The following is a 17,598-nucleotide window of genomic DNA, read 5'->3' on the forward strand; positions in this document are numbered from 1 at the left end:
CACACTAGCGGTGGTGCGCGACTGTCTCGGGTGTTGCCCGGTGGATCAGCTGAGCCGGCGGGTGCCGATCCTGGCGGACTTGGTGACGAATCCCCGCGGCACGAAGCAGTGGTAGCCGTCGCTCCACTGCTGACAGGTGAACGTGGCGCCGTCCTTGTTGGCAGACGCGACCACTCGGAAGGTCGGCAACTTGCCCTGCCCGACGCGGACGATCCGCCCGGTGGTGGCGTGGTAGACCCCGTTGACCTTGTTCACCCGCCACTGACGTCCCCGAGCGACCTGCTTGGCCACCAGACTGGACCCCTTCGCTTCCGACACGAAGTAGCCGATGGTCGCTCCCGCGCTGATCGGACCGTAGCCAGCGCTCAGTGTGATGGGGTACGACGACTTCGTGTCCTTGTTCGTGGCACCGATTCCCTGCGTGTGGATCGCGTCGTAGATCCGCGTTCGGCCTGTGCTCTGCACGCGGACGTCCATCCAGCCCCAGTCCTCGTCGCCCTTGCGATTGGTCACCGCGACGTCGACGTCGATGGCGTAGAGGTCACGTCGACCGTTGTCCTCCCTGATCTTGAACGTCGTGACACGCACGGTGGCCTTGCCGGTGGCTGTCTTGACGGGGTCGCCGTTGGAGCTCGGCGGGTACCAGGTGCTCGTGCAGCTCGGACAGGAGCGCCGGTAGCTGATGGTGAACTTCTTGAACTGCCGTTCGACTCCGACCTGCGTGAACCCGACGTCCGCTGAGGCCGGAGCAGCCGGCGCCAACAACGTGATGATCAGGCCCGAGACGACGCTCAACACCAGCCGACGCATGACGACCCCCTGGTCAACTCCGATGGTTGCGGATCACGATAGGCCAGCGAGGCCCACGCCGCCATCCATCACGTCCGACCGGGCCAGCAGACTGCTGTGCGCTCGGCGTCAGACCCGGCGCCCCATGACCCAGGTCGCCACCTGTGTGCGCGTGCGCACCTCGAGCTTGGCGAGGATCCGCTCGACGTGGCCGTCGACGGTTCGGTTGGAGATGACCAGGCGCTCGGCGATCTGTCGGTTGCTCATCCCCTCGGCCACCAGCTCGGCCACCTGCTGCTCCCGCTTTGTCAGCGGGTTGTCGGCCACCACGGCGCTCGGGTCGGCGCCGGTGCCCAGCCCGAGCAGCACCGCGCCGGCCCGGTCGAGGGTGCGCTGGCCGGCCCGCAACCGCTCGGCCCGGGGGTGACCGATGGCAGCGTCGACCTCCTCGACGACTCGCCGACTGTCGGCGCTGATGTGCGGTCCGAACGCATCGACGTCGGTGCCGAGCAGGCTCCACACGGCGGTGGCGGCCCCGAAGAGCGCCGCCGCGTTCTCGAAGCGCTCGTTGGCGCTCGAGATCCACGACGCGAGCTCCAGGGTCAACGCGATGCAGATGCCGTCGAGGAACTCACGCTGCAGCTCCAGCGCCGCGACCCCCGCCGCCTTGGCCGCCACCTGGTCGCCGAGCCGCCAGTGGCACATGCCGGTGATCCACGACGAGTAGGCCAGGCACCAGCCCTCGCCCTTCTCCGAGCACCAGGCCACCACACGGTCACAGGTCTCCAGGGCCCGCTCCGGGCCGATCGCGAAGTATTCCGCCATCGCCAGCTGGAACATCGCGGTCTGCGCGGCGGCGTCGTCGCCGAACTGGCCGAACGCCTCGATGGCGTCCTCATAGGCCTGCATCGACTCCTCGAGGTTGCCGCTGAAGAGCTCGAGCAGGCCGGTCCACGCGTTGACGTGCGCGAGCAGGTGCTGGTCGTCGAGCTCCTCGGCGAGGTCCCGGCAGGTCGCGAGATGGCGGGCACCGGCCGGCCGGTCGCCCTGGATCAGGCAGACCCAGGCCGCGACCCAGAGTGCGGCCCCGTGCTCCGGCGTACGCCCCAGGTCGAGGGCGAGGATCCGCTCCAGCCAACGGCGGCCGTCACTGAGGAAGCCGCCGGCGATCCAGTGGTAGCGCAGCAGCGAGCCGAGGGTCGCCGCCTTCTCCTGCTCGCCCGGCGCCGTGGCCGACCACTCGAGCGCTGCCAGCACGTTGGCGTGGTCGCGGCGCATCGCGGCCAGGGCCTCAGGCTGTCTCGGGCCGCTCCACGACTCGACCATCGCCCGGGCCCGGGCGAGGTAGTGGTCGCAGTGCCGCCGACGGAGCTCCTCGGTCTCACCCGCGGCGTGGAGCTTCTCCGCGCCGTACTCCCGCATCGTCACCAGCATCCGGAACCGCATCTGGGTGCCGCCGGGCTCGGCGACCACGATCGACTTGGCCACCAGCTGGTCGAGCACGTCGACGATCCGGTCCGCGTCCAGCGCACCGAAGCCGCAGACGGTCTCGACCGCGACCAGGTCGAGGCCACCGCGGAAGACCGACAGGCGGGCCCACAACAGCTGCTCGTCGGGACTGCACAGGTCGTGGCTCCAGTCGACCAGGTCCCAGAGGGCCTGGTGTCGCTTCAACCTGCCGCGCACGTCCCCGCGCAGCAGCTGGAAGCGGTGGTGCAGCCGTTCCAGCAGCTGCTCGACCGACAGGCTGCGCAACCGGGTGGCGGCCAGCTCGATGGCCAGCGGCAACCCGTCGAGCGTCTCGCACAGACGCTCCACGACGGTCCGGTTCGCCTCGGTGACGGCGAAGCCGGGAACCTGGTGACGGGTCCGGTCGACCAGCAGCCGCACCGCCTCGGGCAGGTCGAGCGGACCCACCGGGAAGACCTGCTCGCTGGGCAGGCCCAGGGGCTCCCGGCTGGTGGCCAGGATGCACGTCTCGGGGGCGAGCTCGAGCAGGTCGCCCACCAGGTCGGCCACTTCCTCCAGGACGTGCTCGCAGTTGTCGATCACGATCAGTCCGGCCTTGTCGGACAGGTGTCGCTGGAGCTGCTCCATCGGTGTCCGGGTCGACTGGTCGACGATCCCGAGCGCAGAGACCATCGCCGGTGCCACCGCGGCCGAGGCACCCAGGCTGGCCAGGTCGACGAACGTGGCGCCGTCGGCGAAGAGGTGACGGGTGCGCTCCGCGACCTCGAGCGAGAGGCGGGTCTTGCCGACGCCACCGGTGCCGGTCAGGGTGACCAGCCTCGACCACCCGAGGAGCGCGCGCACCTCACGCAGCATGTCGTCGCGACCGATGAAGGTCGTCAACCGCTCGCCCGCGCCGCTCATGGTCGGGAACCCTAGACCCGTCCGTGTGACGGAGACCACCCCCTCGGGCGTTGGGGTGCAGAAAGGGGTGGTCCTACCCGTGCCCGCGGGACGTGACCGGGGTCACGGTGGCGTCACGCCCACCGAGGAGGACCCCATGACCGACCACCTGTCCGAGCAGCACGTGACCACTCCCGACCACGACGTCATCGTCGTCGGTGCCGGCTTTGCCGGCATCTACGCCATCCACAGGTTCCGCGACCTGATGGGCCTGCGGGTCCACGCCTTCGACGCCGCCGACGACGTCGGGGGCACCTGGTACTGGAACCGTTACCCCGGCGCGCGCGTGGACATCGAGAGCGTGCACTACTCCTACTCCTTCGACGAGGAGCTCCAGCAGGAGTGGCACTGGAGCGAGCGGTTCCCGGCACAGCCCGAGATCCTCACCTACCTCAACCACGTGGCCGACCGCTTCGCCGTCCGCCCCGACATCACGTTCGGCACCCGCGTCACCGCCGTCACGTGGGACGACGCCGCCAGCCTGTGGCGGGTGACCACCGACGACGGCGCCGTGCACACCTCGCGGTTCTTCGTCTCCGGCGGCGGCACCCTGTCGGTGCCGAAGACCCCGGACTTCCCCGGCATCGACACCTTCGCCGGACGGACCCTGCTCACCGGCAACTGGCGTGAGGACGTCGACCTGTCCGGCCAGCGCGTCGGCATCATCGGCACCGGGTCGAGCGGCATCCAGGCGATCAGCGAGATCGCCAAGGTGGCCGAGAGCCTGACCGTGCTGCAGCGCACCCCGAACTTCGCCACCCCGATCGGCAACCACCCGACCGACCCCGTGCAGGAGGCCGAGGAGAAGGCGCAGTACGCCGAGCTCCGCGACGCCTCGCGCAAGCACTTCCTGGGAGTCCCCTACTCCGACGTGCAGCCGTCGGCGCTCGCGGTCACCGCGGAGGAGCGTCGTGCGATCTTCGACGACCGCTGGGACCGCGGCGGGTTCCGCCTCTTCATCGACAGCTTCGAGGACGTGCTGCTCGACCAGGACGCCAACGACACTGCTGCCGACTACATCCGCTCCCGGATCCGCGAGCGGGTGCAGGACCCCGCCACGGCCGACCTGCTGTGCCCGACGACCTATCCCTACGGCACGAAGCGCCCTCCCCTGGAGACCGACTACTACGAGGCGTTCAACCGCGACTCCGTCTCGCTCGTCGACGTGTCCGCGAACCCGATCGACGCCGTCGTCCCCGAGGGCGTGCGCCTCGCCGACAGCACCGTCCACGAGTTCGACGTGCTCATCCTGGCCACCGGCTTCGACGCCTGCACCGGCCCGCTGCTGGCGATGAACATCACCGGTCGCAACGGCGTGCGCCTGGCCGACGAGTGGGCCGACGGCCCGCAGACCTACCTGGGCGTCACCGTGCACGGCTTCCCCAACCTGTTCATGGTCACCGGCCCGCAGAGCCCCTCGGTGCTCTACAACATGCCGCTGGCGATCGAGGACCACATCGACCTGTTCGCGGACACCCTCACCTGGATGGCCGACCACGGGCACCTGGTCATCGAGCCCACCCGACAGGCCCAGGACCAGTGGGTCGCGGAGACCACCGCCATCTCGGAGATGACGCTGCTGCCGAAGTCGGCCTCGTCCTGGTACATGGGCGCCAACATCCCCGGCAAGCCCCGCCGCGTCCTCGTCTACCTGGGCGGGGCGCCCCGCTACCGCGCGATCTGCGACAACGTGCAGGCCCACGACTACCGCGGCTTCCGGTTCTCCGACACCTCGCACGGCCTGGACGAGGCCACCGGTGCCCGGGCGCTCGATCCGTCGGTGATGTTCGTGGTGCAGGCGCTCAAGGAGCAGCAGTTCCCGGGGTTCCGCGCGGTCGGCGTCGATGCGGCGCGGGCGACCGTCGACTCGTTCGTCGACATGCAGGCACCGAAGAAGGAGGTCGCGAGCGTGACCGAGGCGTCGTACGGCGGAGATCCCGAGCAGCGGGTGCGCATCTACCGCCCCGACGAGGATGCCGCCGAGAAGCCGGTGCTGGTCTACTTCCACGGCGGCGGCTTCGTGGCCGGCAGCCTCGAGGTGGCCGACGAACCGGCTCGCGACCTTGCCCTGCGCACCGGCGCCATCGTGGTCTCCGCGACCTATCGCCGCCCGCCGGAGCACAAGTTCCCGGCCGCCCACGACGATGCGAGTGCCGCCCTGCAGTGGGTCGTGGAGCACGTCTCCGAGCACGGCGGTGACCCGCACCGGATCGCGCTGGCCGGTGACTCCGCCGGCGCCAACCTGGCTGCGTGGGCCGCCGTCCGGGCCGCGCAGGTCGGCACGCACGTCTCGTCACTGGCTCTGGTCTACCCGTTGGTGAACGCGACCATCGACACCCCGTCGCGCCGTGAGTTCGCCACCGACCACATCATCGAGCTCGACGACCTGGCCTGGTTCGGCGAGCAGTACGTCGCCTCCGCCGACGACGTTACCGACCCGAGGCTGGCGCTCGACACCGCCGACCTCTCCGGGTTGCCACCGACCCTGGTGCTGACCAACGAGTGCGACACCTTGCGGGACGAGGCCGAGCTGCTCGCCGACAGGATCCGGGAGGCCGGCGTGGAGGCGCGCACGATCCGCTACGACGGCCTGGCGCACGGGGTCTTCTGGATGTCGCTGGCCGTGGCCCGCGGCAACGACCAGCGCGAGGACGTCGCCGAGTTCCTCGTCGAGCAGCTCGCGAAGGCGCCCGCCCTTCTGTGATCCGACCGAGTGACCGAGCGAGTGCCCGGGTGGTGGCTCCGGCGACCACCCGGGCACTCGCCTCCCGTAATCTGGGGGCCGTGGCCAACGAACCTGACTTCCGCTATTCCGATCTGCTCCCGACCGCCGGCTCCAACGGCGCCGACGAGACGCCGTACCGGCTGATCACCACGGAGGGCGTCAGCACCTTCACCGCTGAGGCACCGGACGGGACCACGAAGACCTTCCTCCAGGTCGAGCCCGAGGCGATCCGCAAGCTGACCGCCGAGGCAATGCACGACATCAGCCACTACCTCCGGCCCGCCCACCTGGCCCAGCTGCGCAAGATCATCGACGACCCCGAGGCGTCGGGCAACGACCGGTTCGTCGCCCTCGACCTGCTCAAGAACGTCAACATCTCCGCCGGTGGTGTGCTGCCGATGTGCCAGGACACCGGCACCGCCATCGTGATGGGCAAGAAGTCCGAGGGCGTGCTCACCGGCGCCGACGACGGCGAGGCGATCAGCCAGGGCGTCTACGACGCCTACACCAAGCTGAACCTGCGCTACTCGCAGCTCGCACCGCTGACGACGTACGACGAGAAGAACACCGGCTCCAACCTGCCCGCCCAGATCGAGCTCTACTCGACCCCGCAGGTTCCGTCAGATCAGAGCGGCAAGCCGGAGTACAAGTTCCTCTTCATGGCCAAGGGCGGCGGCTCGGCGAACAAGTCGTTCCTGTTCCAGGAGACCAAGGCGATCCTGAACCCGAAGCGGATGCTGGAGTTCCTCGACGAGAAGATCCGCTCGCTCGGCACCGCCGCCTGCCCGCCCTACCACCTGGCCGTGGTGATCGGCGGCACCAGCGCGGAGTTCGCCCTGAAGACCGCGAAGTACGCCAGCGCCCACTACCTCGACGACCTGCCGACCGAGGGCACGATGAGCGCCCATGGCTTCCGCGACCTCGACCTCGAGGAGCAGGTCTTCGAGCTGACCCAGTCCTTCGGCATCGGCGCCCAGTTCGGCGGCAAGTACTTCTGCCACGACGTGCGCGTGGTGCGCCTCCCTCGCCACGGCGCGAGCTGCCCGGTCGCGATCGCGGTCTCCTGCTCGGCGGACCGCCAGGCGCTCGGCAAGATCACTCCCGAGGGCGTCTTCCTCGAGCAGCTCGAGACCGACCCGGCGCACTACATGCCCGACGCCGGTGTCGCCGAGGACATCTCCGGTGGCGAGGTCGTGCAGATCGACCTCAACCAGCCGATGCCCGAGATCCTCGCCGAGCTCCGCAAGCACCCGGTCAAGACCCGGCTCTCGCTGACCGGCCCCCTGATCGTGGCCCGCGACATCGCGCACGCCAAGATCAAGGAGCGCCTCGACGCCGGCGAGGAGATGCCCGACTACCTGAAGAACCACCCGGTCTACTACGCCGGCCCGGCCAAGACCCCCGAGGGCATGGCGTCCGGCTCCTTCGGCCCGACCACCGCCGGCCGGATGGACTCGTACGTCGAGCAGTTCCAGGCCGCGGGCGGCTCGATGGTGATGCTGGCCAAGGGCAACCGGAGCAAGGTCGTCACCGAGGCCTGCGACAGCCACGGCGGCTTCTACCTCGGCTCGATCGGTGGCCCGGCGGCTCGGCTGGCGCAGGACTGCATCCGGAGCCAGGAGGTCGTCGAGTATCCCGAGCTCGGGATGGAGGCGATCTGGAAGATCGAGGTCGAGGACTTCCCCGCCTTCATCGTCGTCGACGACAAGGGCAACGACTTCTTCACCGACCCCTCCGGCGCGGTCACCGTGCCGTTGAGCTCGATCGGTGTCCCCGGGGTCCGGGTGCGTTCGAAGGAGTAGCCCGACCGGGCGCCTCCCGCAACGTCATACGGTCCGGCCGTCACGACGACCGGACCGTATGACGCAATGCAGAGTCAGCCCTGCAGCTTGGCGGAGAGCTCGATCACCGAGTCGAGCACGCTCTTGAGCTCAGCCTCACGCCGCTCGAGGGGCGCGAAGCCGCTCTCGGCGAAGTCGGTGAACAGGCCGAGCGAGACCTGCGAACGAACGGCGACGAGGTTCGCGTTCGCGGCGATGGTGCGCCAGTGCTCGACGGCGCGGACGCCACCGTCGGCGCCGTACGCCACCAGGCCCAGCGCCTTGTTGCCCCACTCGGGGAAGATCGAGTCGAAGGCGTTCTTCAGGGCAGCCGGCACGGAGTGGTTGTACTCCGGCGAGACGAAGATGAAGCCGTCGAGCTCGTCGATCTTCTCGCTCCAACGGCGGACCTTCGGGTCGGCGTACTCGCGGTTCACCATGCCCGGGACCGTGGCGTCCGTGAGCAGCTCGAGGTTGAACTCGTCGAGCTCGACCACCTCGAACTCGGCCCCTCCGTGGGCCAGCGCCTCCTCGTAGACCCACTTGCCGACACTGCTGCCGAGACGACCGTTGCGGGTGCTGCCGATGATGATGCCGATCTTCACGTTGTTCTCCCTGAAGGGTTGGAGTCAGTACGCCGGGAAGAACCAGTTGAAGGTTGAACTTATTCCTGCTTTCGCGGGAACTGCCGACCTCTCCCACACGTTGACCAGGAGACCGGCAACGAGAGGACCTCCCATGCAGTGCCCCACCGACGGCGCCGTGCTCGTGATGAGCGAACGCAGCGGCATCGAGATCGACTACTGCCCGACCTGTCGCGGCGTGTGGCTCGACCGAGGCGAGCTGGACAAGATCATCGAGCGCTCGATGGCCCAGGCACCCCCGGCCGCGGCCCCGATGCCGGCCCCCACGGAGCGCCGTGAGTACGACGACCGCGACCGCGGCCCTGCCGGCTACCAGCACCCGTTCCGCGAGGACCGGGGCTACGGGAAGCAGCCCTACCGCAAGAAGAAGGAGAGCTGGCTCAGCGAGCTCTTCGACTGAGACGTCAGGATCCGCTCGCTCCCCCGACGTGGTGGGCTCCCGAGCGGATCCTGCGGGGAATCCCACGATGTCGACGGCTCGTCAGTCTCCGTTCGACCACCTGTTGGTCGGCTGCGGGAGAATCGTGGCGTGACCCTCCAGCGACTCCCCCTCGTGCGCAGCATCGGCGGACGCCCCGATCCCGCGGCCTTCCACGGATCCGCCCAGTTCCGCGACGGCTTCTTCCACAACCGGCAGCCCGCGCCCGTGGTCGAGCAGGCGGGGCGCGCCTCCATCGCCCGGGACTTCGCCCGCAAGGGAAGCACTGGCCGGCCGCGCGGGCCGATCCCGGTCCGCACGCCCGAGCTCCCCGCCACGGCCGCCGACTGCGCCGCCACCTGGCTCGGGCATGCCACCGTCCTGCTCGAGGTCGGCGGGCACTGGGTGCTGACCGACCCCGTGTGGAGCGAGCGGGTCTCACCGGCCACCCGAGTCGGGCCTCGTCGGCACCATCCCGTGCCGATGCCGCTGCGAGAACTGCCCGCGTTGAGCGCCGTGCTCATCTCCCACGACCACTACGACCACCTCGACGCCCGCACGATCGAGTGGTTGACCGCCAACCAGGAGACCCCGTTCGTCGTCCCCCTCGGCATCGGGGCCCACCTGCTCCGTTGGGGCGTGCCCCCGGATCGGATCGTCGAGCTGGACTGGGGCCAGACCCACACCATCGACGACCTCGCACTCACCTGCGCCGAGGCCCAACACTTCTCCGGGCGACTGTTCACCAACAACACCACCCTGTGGTCGTCGTGGATCGTGGCCACCGAGACGGCGAGCGCCTTCTTCGGAGGCGACACCGGCTACCACGATGCCTTCACCACGATCGGTGACGAGCACGGACCGTTCGACCTGACCGTGCTGCCGATCGGCGCCTACGACCGGCGTTGGCGCGACGTGCACATGGACCCCGAGGAGGCGTTGCTGGCCCACCGCGAGCTGCGCGGACGCGTGCTCCTGCCGATCCACTGGGCCACCTTCGACCTCGCCTTCCACAGCTGGGAAGCGCCGATCGAGTGGCTCACTCGCGCAGCCGGGGAGGTTGCGGTTGCCGCCCCGCGACCCGGGGAGCGATTCGGCGTCGACGGCGGCCTGCCCACCACCCCCTGGTGGCACGACGTCATACGACGCGGTGGTTCCGGCGACCGCCCCGTATGACGTCCGCCCCTGGCGCCGCTGCACCCCCGGCGCCGCAGCACCCCCGGCGCAGCAGCTTGGCGACCTCACACGGCTGTCGGAAGCCGACCCGACCAGCCGGCGGCTCGCAACGCCGCCTCGATCTGGGCAAAGAACTCGTCGGCCGCCACCCGCAGGCCCAACAGCGGAAGTCGCAGGACCGTGGCGTCGGTGAGCGTGAGGTCGTTGTGGCGCAGGGCGTCGGTGACGAGGTTGGCGGCCCACGTGTGATGGATGCCGTCGATCTCGGTGACGACGTTCCACTCCTCCCAGACCACGTCGAGGAAGTAGCTGCCGTTGGCTCCCTTGCGCACGACTTGCCGCGTGGGCTCGGGCAGGCCCCTCGACCGGCACTCTCGCGCAAACTCCAGCTCGCTGACCGCACGCACTCCCCCGATCAGGTCCAGCAGCACCTGGTGCACGAACCCGCGTCGTCGATGGCGCCTGACGCGCAGCATCTCGACCCCCATCTGCTCGGGGGTCGCGAGACCCTGTTGCGCCGTCATGGTCAGCAGAAGCGCTGCCTGCTTGTCCGACCGAGCCCACAGCGCTGCCCGAATGGCAGCGACGGCGGGCCTGGTCCGCGGAACTCCGGTCGGAGCAAGGTCGTTGCTGGCCCACCGGCGGGTCTGCCGGATGTCGACACCGCTCCCCCGGTGGCGGATCCGGGCTCCTCGTGGCACGGAGACCCTGATCCTCTCCGTCGTGTAGCCCGAGAGCCCGCCGGCGACCAGGGCGGTGGCACCGTCCAGCATCGCGCGTGGGCCGGCTTCGATCACCGCCGCCCAGTGCAAGGACTGCTCCGACAGCGGCCCGTTGTGCAGGCAGATCGAGTGGCAACCGATCACCTGCCACCGCCGGGCGCGCACCTGGGCACGCACCACGCCTCGGCTCAGACCGGCTGCATAGGCCTGGGTTCGTGACACGACCGAAGCCTGCTCCGTCGCCAACGCCTCGACGGAGCGCATTGCTTCACTGATCACCGGCATGGTCAAGAGTCTGGGACGCTTGCCACCCACGTGCCACCGACCGGCGTACAGCCTGTGGATGGGAGCGGGAGAGCCGCGCATCCTCCTGCAACGTCATACGAACCGGGGGTCAGCGCGACCGAACCGTATGACGCAACGCAACGTCATACGAACCGGCAGTCGGCGCGACCGAACCGTATGACGTCCGGGCGACGTCATACGAACCGGGAGTCAGCGCGACCGAACCGTATGACGTCCGGGCGACGTCATACGCTGCGTGGCATGGAGACCGTGGAGATCGCCAGGGCCGAGTCGGAGCGCGGCGAGGTGGTGCTGCGCGAACGCCACGAGGAGAACGCACCGACCGTGACCGAGCTGCGGGTCAACGGCGTCTTCGTGATGGACACCTTGGAGACCAGCAGCGAGCGCGCCCTGGCCACTGCCGCACTCGAGCTGGTCGATGCCCCCGGTTCCGTGCTGATCGGCGGCCTCGGACTCGGCTTCACGCTGGCCGAGGTGCTCGCCGACCGCCGGGTGGAGTCGTGCACTGTGGTCGAGCTGGAGCAGTGCCTGGTCGACTGGATGCGCGACGGCACGATCAGCCACGGGCCGGCCCTGCTGGCCGACGAGCGCCTCGACGTCGTCGTCGCCGATGTGGCGACGGCACTCGCCGAGGCCGGTGACGCGACCTACGACCTGGTGCTGCTCGACGTCGACAACGGCCCCGACCACCTCGTCCACGAGGGGAACGCCGGGCTCTACCTGCCGCCGTTCCTCGAGGCGGCCAAGCACGCGACACGCCAGGTGATCGCGATCTGGTCCGCGGCCGAGACGACCCCGCTGCAGGGCGCCATGGAGCAGGTCTTCGGCAACTGCGAGCCGACGTCGTACGACGTCCAGCTCGGTCAGCGTCCCGAGACCTACTGGCTCTACGTCAGCCGGATTCACCCCGAGTGACGCGGTGGGCGGCCGCGGTCGCGGCCACGCCGACCAGGTCACGGGTGCGCAGAGTGTCCGTGTCACTTCGCCCGCACCGGTCACCTGTGAAGTGGCACGACCACCGCCCAAGTGCGGCGCCCGGCAGGCACGGGGCCGGGGCCTGCCGACTGGACGCCGATGCCCGGCAGGCACGGAGGCCGGGGCCTGTCGACTAGACGCCGATGCCCGGGATCGTGGCGAGCACGGCGGCCCACTGGGCCAGCTCAGCCTTCCGTCGCTGCAGGTTCGGGTGGAGCAGGGTGCCCAGGCCGACACCGCGGGTCAGGTCGATGGTCAGACGGACCGACTGCGCGGCGCCGGGCTCCTCGCAGTCGGCCTGCAGGAGCTCGGCCGTGGCTCGGAACAGCTCGCGGCTGAACCGCTTCTCCAGCGGCAGCACCAGCTCGCGCAACGTCGGGTCCGTCGACGCCGCCACCCACAGGTGCGTGGCCGCCCTGCCCAGGCTGCTCGCCCACATGTCGGCGAGCAGCTCCACCACTGCGAGCGGTCGTCCCCGGGCGTCGTCGAGGCTCGACTCCCGCGCCTGGACGATCCGGGTCAGCTCGTCGAGGACCGCCTCGGCGGAGGCCCGGACCAGGTCGTCACGCGTCGCGAAGTGGTGCTGGGCAGCGCCACGCGAGACCCCGGCGCGCGCAGCGACGCCCACGACCGACGTGCCTGCCCAGCCGACCTCGGCCAGGCTCTCGACGGTGGCTTCCAGCAACCGCTGCCGGGTCGCCCGAGACCGAGACTGCTGCGGTTGGCTCATCTCATTCGTAGAGTCGCGCGATCACGTCGGCGTACTTCTCGTTGATCGGCTTGCGTCGCAGCTTGAGGGTGGGCGTGAGTACGTCGGTGCCGGGCATCCAGAACTCAGGGAGCACCTCCACCTTCTTCACCTGCTCCACCCGGGAGAGCCTCGCGTTGCCGGCGTCGACTCCGGCCTGGATGGTGGCCAGCAGCTCGGGGTGCTTGGCGAGGATGGCGGGGTCCGGCGCCACACCGGCCTTCTCGGCGAAGGCAGCGGCACCGTCGGGGTCGAGGGTCACCAGGGCCACGTTGAACGGTCTGCCGTCACCGATCACGGTGATGGTCGCGGCCAGGGGCGTGGTCACCTTCAACGTGTTCTCGATGTTGGACGGCGACATGTTCTTGCCGGAGGAGCTGATGATCAGCTCCTTCTTGCGGTCCACGATCGTGATGTAGCCGTCGGCGTCGATGGTGGCAACGTCACCCGTGTGCAGCCAGCCGTCCTCGTCGATCGCCTCGGCGGTCTTCTCCGGGTCCTTGCGGTAGCTCGGCATCACTCCGGGGCCGCGGAAGAGCAGCTCACCGTCGTCGGCGAGCTTGACCTCGTTGCCGGGAAGCACGGGGCCGACGGTGCCGACCTTCGCCCGGCCGGGTGGGTTGATGGAGCCGGCGCCGGAGAGCTCGGACATGCCCCACAGCTCGCAGACGTCGAGCCCGAGCCCCATGAAGAACTTGAGGGTCTCCGGGGCGATCGCCGCGGCGCCCGACCAGGCCCACTTGAGCTCGCCCATGCCCAGCGCCTCGCGCACCTTGCTCAGCACCAGCTTGTCGGCCAGCCCGAACTGGACCTTGTCGAGGCCGCCCAGCGGCTTCCCCGAGAGCTGGGCATCGGCGTTCTTCTCCGCCATGCCGAGCGCCCAGCCGGCGAGCTTCTTCTTCACCGGGCTCTCCTCGGCGGCCAGCTTGGCCTCGACGCCCATCTTGATCTTCTCCCACACCCGCGGGACGGCGAACCAGATCGTCGGCCGGGCGTCCGGCAGGGCCGTGGCGATCGCGCGCGGGTCGTCGACGTAGGTCACCTGCACGCCACGGGTCGCGGCGAAGTACTGCGCGGACGCCCGGTCGGCGATGTGGGCTGCCGGCAGGAACGACGTGATCCGGTCCCCGAACTCGACCTCCACCACCTGCGAGGCGTACTCCACCGTGCGCATGATGTTGGCGTGGGTGAGCTGGACGCCCTTGGACGGTCCGGTCGTGCCGGAGGTGTAGATCAGGGTCAGGACGTCGTCGGGCTCGACCGCACGCCACGCGGCCTCGAAGTCGAACTCCGGGTCGCCGGCTGCCTCGAGCTCGGCGAGGGTCATCGTCGCCCCTTCCTGGGCATCACCCACCACGATGATGTGGTCGAGCGGAGCGCCGGAGGCCACGATCGACGGCAGGAACGCCGCCTCGGTGACGACCACGCGGTTGTCCGCGTTGCCGAAGAGATAGGAGATCTGCTCGGGCGACGAGGTGTTGTAGATCGAGAACGGCGCGGCGCCGAGGTGCATCGCGCCAGCATCGACCCAGGCGAACTCCGGCCGGTTGGTCAACATGATCGCGACCGTGTCCCCCCGCTTCACTCCCAGGGACGCCAGCCCGGCGGCCGTGGCGCGCACGCGATCGGCGTACTCCCGCCAGGTCACGGACACGGCATCACCCGACGTGCGCAGGGCAACGGCGGCGGGGTCGACGGCGGCGGTCCTCTGGAACGCTTCGCAGACGGTGGCAGGCTCAGTCACAACGGTCTCCCTCAAGACGACGATGGCCGAATGTAAGCCACGTCACACCCGACGAGCAAGCACTCCTGCTTGTTTTTCTCTCAAGCGGTGACCGCCGTCCCCGGGCGGTCTCGACCGACCCCGTCGCTGATCGCCCACCCGAGAGCAGGAGCTCCCCCGTCGCTGCTCGCCCACGGGACGGAGCTCGGCGGTACCGTCGTACCCATGACTGACTTCCGCATCGAACATGACTCCATGGGCGAGGTCCGGGTCCCCGCCGACGCACTCTGGCGGGCACAGACCCAGCGCGCGATCGAGAACTTCCCGATCAGCGGCTCGGTCCTCGAGCCGCGCCACGTCAAGGCGCTCGCACTGGTCAAGATGTCCGCCGCCCGGGTCAACGCCGAGCTCGGCGTGATCACGACGGAGCAGGCAGACGCGATCGTCGCCGCCGCCGAGGAGGTGGCGACCGGCGAGCACGATGCGCACTTCCCGATCGACATCTTCCAGACCGGCTCCGGCACCAGCTCCAACATGAACACCAACGAGGTGCTCGCCTCGCTGGCTGCCAGGGCCGGCACGGAGGTGCACCCGAACGACCACGTCAACGCCAGCCAGTCCAGCAACGACACCTTCCCGACCTCGATCCACGTCGCCGCGGCGATGGCGGTGACCGAGGACCTCTTCCCCGCCCTCGACACCCTGGCCACCTCCCTGGAGGGCAGGGCCGAGGAGTTCAAGGACCACGTGAAGTCGGGTCGCACCCACCTGATGGACGCCACCCCGGTGATGCTCGGCCAGGAGTTCGGCGGGTACGCCGCGACCGTGCGCTACGCCCGCGAGCGCCTGGACTCCGTGCTCCCCCGGGTCCGCGAGCTGCCCCTGGGAGGTACGGCGGTCGGCACCGGCATCAACACACCTCCCGGTTTCGCGGCGGCCGTGATCTCCGGGCTGAGCGAGCTCACCGGCCAGGAGTTCTCCGAGGCCCGCAACCACTTCGAGGCCCAGAGCGCACGTGACTCGTTGGTCGAGCTGAGCGGCGTGCTGCGCACCTACGCGGTGGGGCTGACCAAGATCTGCAACGACCTGCGCTGGATGAGCAGCGGCCCCACCACCGGTCTCGCGGAGATCCACCTCCCCGACCTGCAGCCGGGCTCGAGCATCATGCCGGGCAAGGTGAACCCGGTGCTGCCGGAGGCCACCCTGCAGGTCTGCGCCCAGGTCGTCGGCAACGACCTGGCCATCGCGACGGGCGGTGCGGCCGGCAACTTCGAGCTCAACGTGATGCTGCCGATGATCGCCCGCAACCTGCTCGAGTCGATCCGCATCCTCGCCACCAGCTCGACCCTGCTGGCCGAGCGCTGCGTCGACGGCATCACCGCCGACGTCGAGCGGATGCGCACGTACGCCGAGTCGTCGCCGTCCGTGGTCACCCCGCTCAACAAGTACATCGGCTACGAGAACGCCGCCAAGGTCGCCAAGAGGGCGCTCGCCGAGAAGAAGACGATCCGCGAGACCGTGGTGGAGATGGGCTTCGTGGGCGACGGGCTCACCGAGCAACAGCTCGACGAGGCCCTCGACGTCGCGTCGATGACCCACCCGTGACGCCGATGACGAACCCCGACGCCCTGCTGCCCGGGCTCCTCGAAGCCCGTCCCGACCGCCACGTCAGCATCGCCGGCACCACCCTCGCCCACGCCGCGCTGCTGGGCGCCGCCGGAGCCGTCGCCGAGTCGCTGGCCGGACGCACCCGGGTGGCCGTGCTCGCCACGCCCACGATGTCGACGGTCCTCGCGGTCACCGGAGCCCTGCTGGCTGGTGTCGAGGTGGTGCCCGTGCCACCCGACTCCGGTGCCGGCGAGCTGCGGCACATCATCGACGACGCCGCCCCCGAGCTCTGGCTGGGGCCGGCGCCCGAGGGCAGCGAGGTCCCCTCGCTCGAGGTCGACGCGGGCGCCCGGTCGTCCTACGAACCGGTCGTCGTCGACCCGGAGCACACCGCGTTCGTGCTCTACACGTCCGGCACCACCGGCCTGCCCAAGGGCGTGCTGCTCTCGCACCGTGCGGTCGCGGCCGGGCTCGACGGTCTGGTCGACGCGTGGAGCTGGAGCGCAGACGACGTGCTCGTGCACGGCCTGCCGCTGTTCCACGTGCACGGGTTGGTGCTCGGCGTCCTCGGGCCGCTCCGCGTCGGCGGCAGCCTCACCCACGTCGGCAGGGGCACCCCTGAGGCGTACGCCGGGGCGAGCGGCACCATGTATTTCGCCGTCCCCACCATCTGGTCGCGCATCGCGGAGTCACCGGAGCACGCCGAGGAGCTGCGCGGGGCCCGTCTCCTGGTCTCCGGCAGCGCCGCCCTGCCGGTCCCGGTCTTCGAGCGGCTGCGCGAGCTGACCGGCCTCGAGGTCGCCGAGCGCTACGGCATGAGCGAGACCCTGATCACCGTGGCCACCCGCGCCGACGGCACCCGTCGGGCAGGCTGGGTCGGTGTGCCCATCAAGGGGGTGGAGACCCGGCTGCGCTCCGAGGACGGCGGCCAGGTGCCGCGCGACGGCGAGAGCGTCGGACGTCTCGAGGTGCGTGGGACGACCCTGTTCGGCGGCTACCTCAACCGACCGGATGCCACCGACGAGACCCGCACGGAGGACGGCTGGTTCGTCACCGGCGACGTCGCGGTGATCGATCCCACCGGCATGCACCGCATCGTCGGACGTGAGTCGGTCGACCTGATCAAGTCGGCCGGCTACCGCATCGGCGCCGGTGAGATCGAGTCCACGCTGCTGGGCCACCCTGCCGTCGCGGAGTGTGCCGTGGTCGGCGTCCCTGACGACGACCTGGGCCAGCGGATCGTGGCCTACGTCGTGCCACGTCCGGGTTCGGGCGAGCCCGACCCCGCCGAGCTCACGGCGTACGTCGGGGAGCAGCTGTCCGCGCACAAGCGGCCCCGTGCGGTGGTTTTCGTCGACGCGCTGCCCCGCAACGAGATGGGCAAGGTGCAGAAGAAGCGCCTGGTCTGACCCTCGCCGGCGCGATCGGGATCGATCCGGAGCGAACCGGCGCGACCCGGAGCGACCCGGAGCGACCCGGCGCGTCCCGGAACCCGAACGGCCCGGCCGCTGCACAGGAACGATGCAGCGGCC

General features: G+C 70.0%; 13 protein-coding genes. 7 read left to right on the top strand and 6 right to left on the bottom strand.

All coding sequences use genetic code 11. The features are described from left to right. Nucleotides 1-45 precede the first annotated feature (45 nt). Nucleotides 46-810, bottom strand: a complete 765-nt coding sequence (locus tag ncot_RS15010; RefSeq protein WP_168618331.1) for a hypothetical protein — start codon at nt 808-810, stop codon at nt 46-48. 108 nt (nt 811-918) lie between these two features. Continuing rightward, nucleotides 919-3,162, bottom strand: coding sequence for a LuxR C-terminal-related transcriptional regulator (locus ncot_RS15015; protein WP_168618332.1), 2,244 nt, complete (start codon nt 3,160-3,162; stop codon nt 919-921). A gap of 136 nt (nt 3,163-3,298) precedes the next feature. Here ncot_RS15015 and ncot_RS15020 point away from each other — a divergent pair, with 136 nt between their 5' ends. After that, nucleotides 3,299-5,905, top strand: a complete 2,607-nt coding sequence (locus ncot_RS15020; RefSeq protein ID WP_168618333.1) for an alpha/beta hydrolase fold domain-containing protein — start codon at nt 3,299-3,301, stop codon at nt 5,903-5,905. Nucleotides 5,906-5,985: 80 nt separating this feature from the next. After that, nucleotides 5,986-7,728, top strand: a complete 1,743-nt coding sequence (locus ncot_RS15025; RefSeq protein ID WP_206065000.1) for a fumarate hydratase — start codon at nt 5,986-5,988, stop codon at nt 7,726-7,728. Between the two features lie 74 nt (nt 7,729-7,802). On the opposite strand, the gene ncot_RS15030 is transcribed toward ncot_RS15025, so the two are convergent. Next, nucleotides 7,803-8,351 carry an NAD(P)H-dependent oxidoreductase gene (locus ncot_RS15030; RefSeq protein ID WP_168618334.1) on the bottom strand — a complete coding sequence of 183 codons (549 nt, stop codon included), beginning with the start codon at nt 8,349-8,351 and terminating at the stop codon, nt 7,803-7,805. A 133-nt stretch (nt 8,352-8,484) separates the two neighbouring features. Here ncot_RS15030 and ncot_RS15035 point away from each other — a divergent pair, with 133 nt between their 5' ends. Beyond that, complete coding sequence (locus ncot_RS15035) at nt 8,485-8,790, top strand: zf-TFIIB domain-containing protein (protein ID WP_168618335.1); 306 nt, start codon at nt 8,485-8,487, stop codon at nt 8,788-8,790. A 129-nt stretch (nt 8,791-8,919) separates the two neighbouring features. Beyond that, the gene (locus tag ncot_RS15040) at nt 8,920-9,984 is read left to right on the top strand and encodes an MBL fold metallo-hydrolase (RefSeq protein WP_206065001.1); all 1,065 of its coding nucleotides are present in this window, start codon (nt 8,920-8,922) and stop codon (nt 9,982-9,984) included. A gap of 65 nt (nt 9,985-10,049) precedes the next feature. On the opposite strand, the gene ncot_RS15045 is transcribed toward ncot_RS15040, so the two are convergent. After that, nucleotides 10,050-10,991 carry a hypothetical protein gene (locus ncot_RS15045; protein ID WP_168618336.1) on the bottom strand — a complete coding sequence of 314 codons (942 nt, stop codon included), beginning with the start codon at nt 10,989-10,991 and terminating at the stop codon, nt 10,050-10,052. A gap of 261 nt (nt 10,992-11,252) precedes the next feature. On the opposite strand from ncot_RS15045, the gene ncot_RS15050 reads away from it, so the two are divergent. Next, the gene (locus ncot_RS15050) at nt 11,253-11,927 is read left to right on the top strand and encodes a hypothetical protein (protein WP_168618337.1); all 675 of its coding nucleotides are present in this window, start codon (nt 11,253-11,255) and stop codon (nt 11,925-11,927) included. A gap of 193 nt (nt 11,928-12,120) precedes the next feature. Here the strand turns inward: ncot_RS15050 and ncot_RS15055 are convergent, their stop codons facing one another. Both ncot_RS15055 and ncot_RS15060 read right to left on the bottom strand, forming a co-directional pair. Continuing rightward, entirely contained in the window at nt 12,121-12,672 is a 552-nt protein-coding gene (locus tag ncot_RS15055; RefSeq protein ID WP_206065002.1) for a TetR family transcriptional regulator, read from the bottom strand. A 46-nt stretch (nt 12,673-12,718) separates the two neighbouring features. Next, a complete protein-coding gene (locus ncot_RS15060; RefSeq protein WP_206065003.1) occupies nt 12,719-14,479 on the bottom strand; it encodes an AMP-binding protein in 1,761 nt (586 codons plus the stop codon). Between the two features lie 204 nt (nt 14,480-14,683). Here ncot_RS15060 and ncot_RS15065 point away from each other — a divergent pair, with 204 nt between their 5' ends. Both ncot_RS15065 and ncot_RS15070 read left to right on the top strand, forming a co-directional pair. After that, complete coding sequence (locus ncot_RS15065; protein WP_168618339.1) at nt 14,684-16,063, top strand: class II fumarate hydratase; 1,380 nt, start codon at nt 14,684-14,686, stop codon at nt 16,061-16,063. 5 nt (nt 16,064-16,068) lie between these two features. Continuing rightward, entirely contained in the window at nt 16,069-17,475 is a 1,407-nt protein-coding gene (locus ncot_RS15070) for an acyl-CoA synthetase (protein ID WP_168619387.1), read from the top strand. The last annotated feature ends 123 nt before the right edge of the window (nt 17,476-17,598 follow it).

Source organism: Nocardioides sp. JQ2195 (genome assembly GCF_012272695.1).
Taxonomy (GTDB): Bacteria; Actinomycetota; Actinomycetes; order Propionibacteriales; family Nocardioidaceae; genus Nocardioides.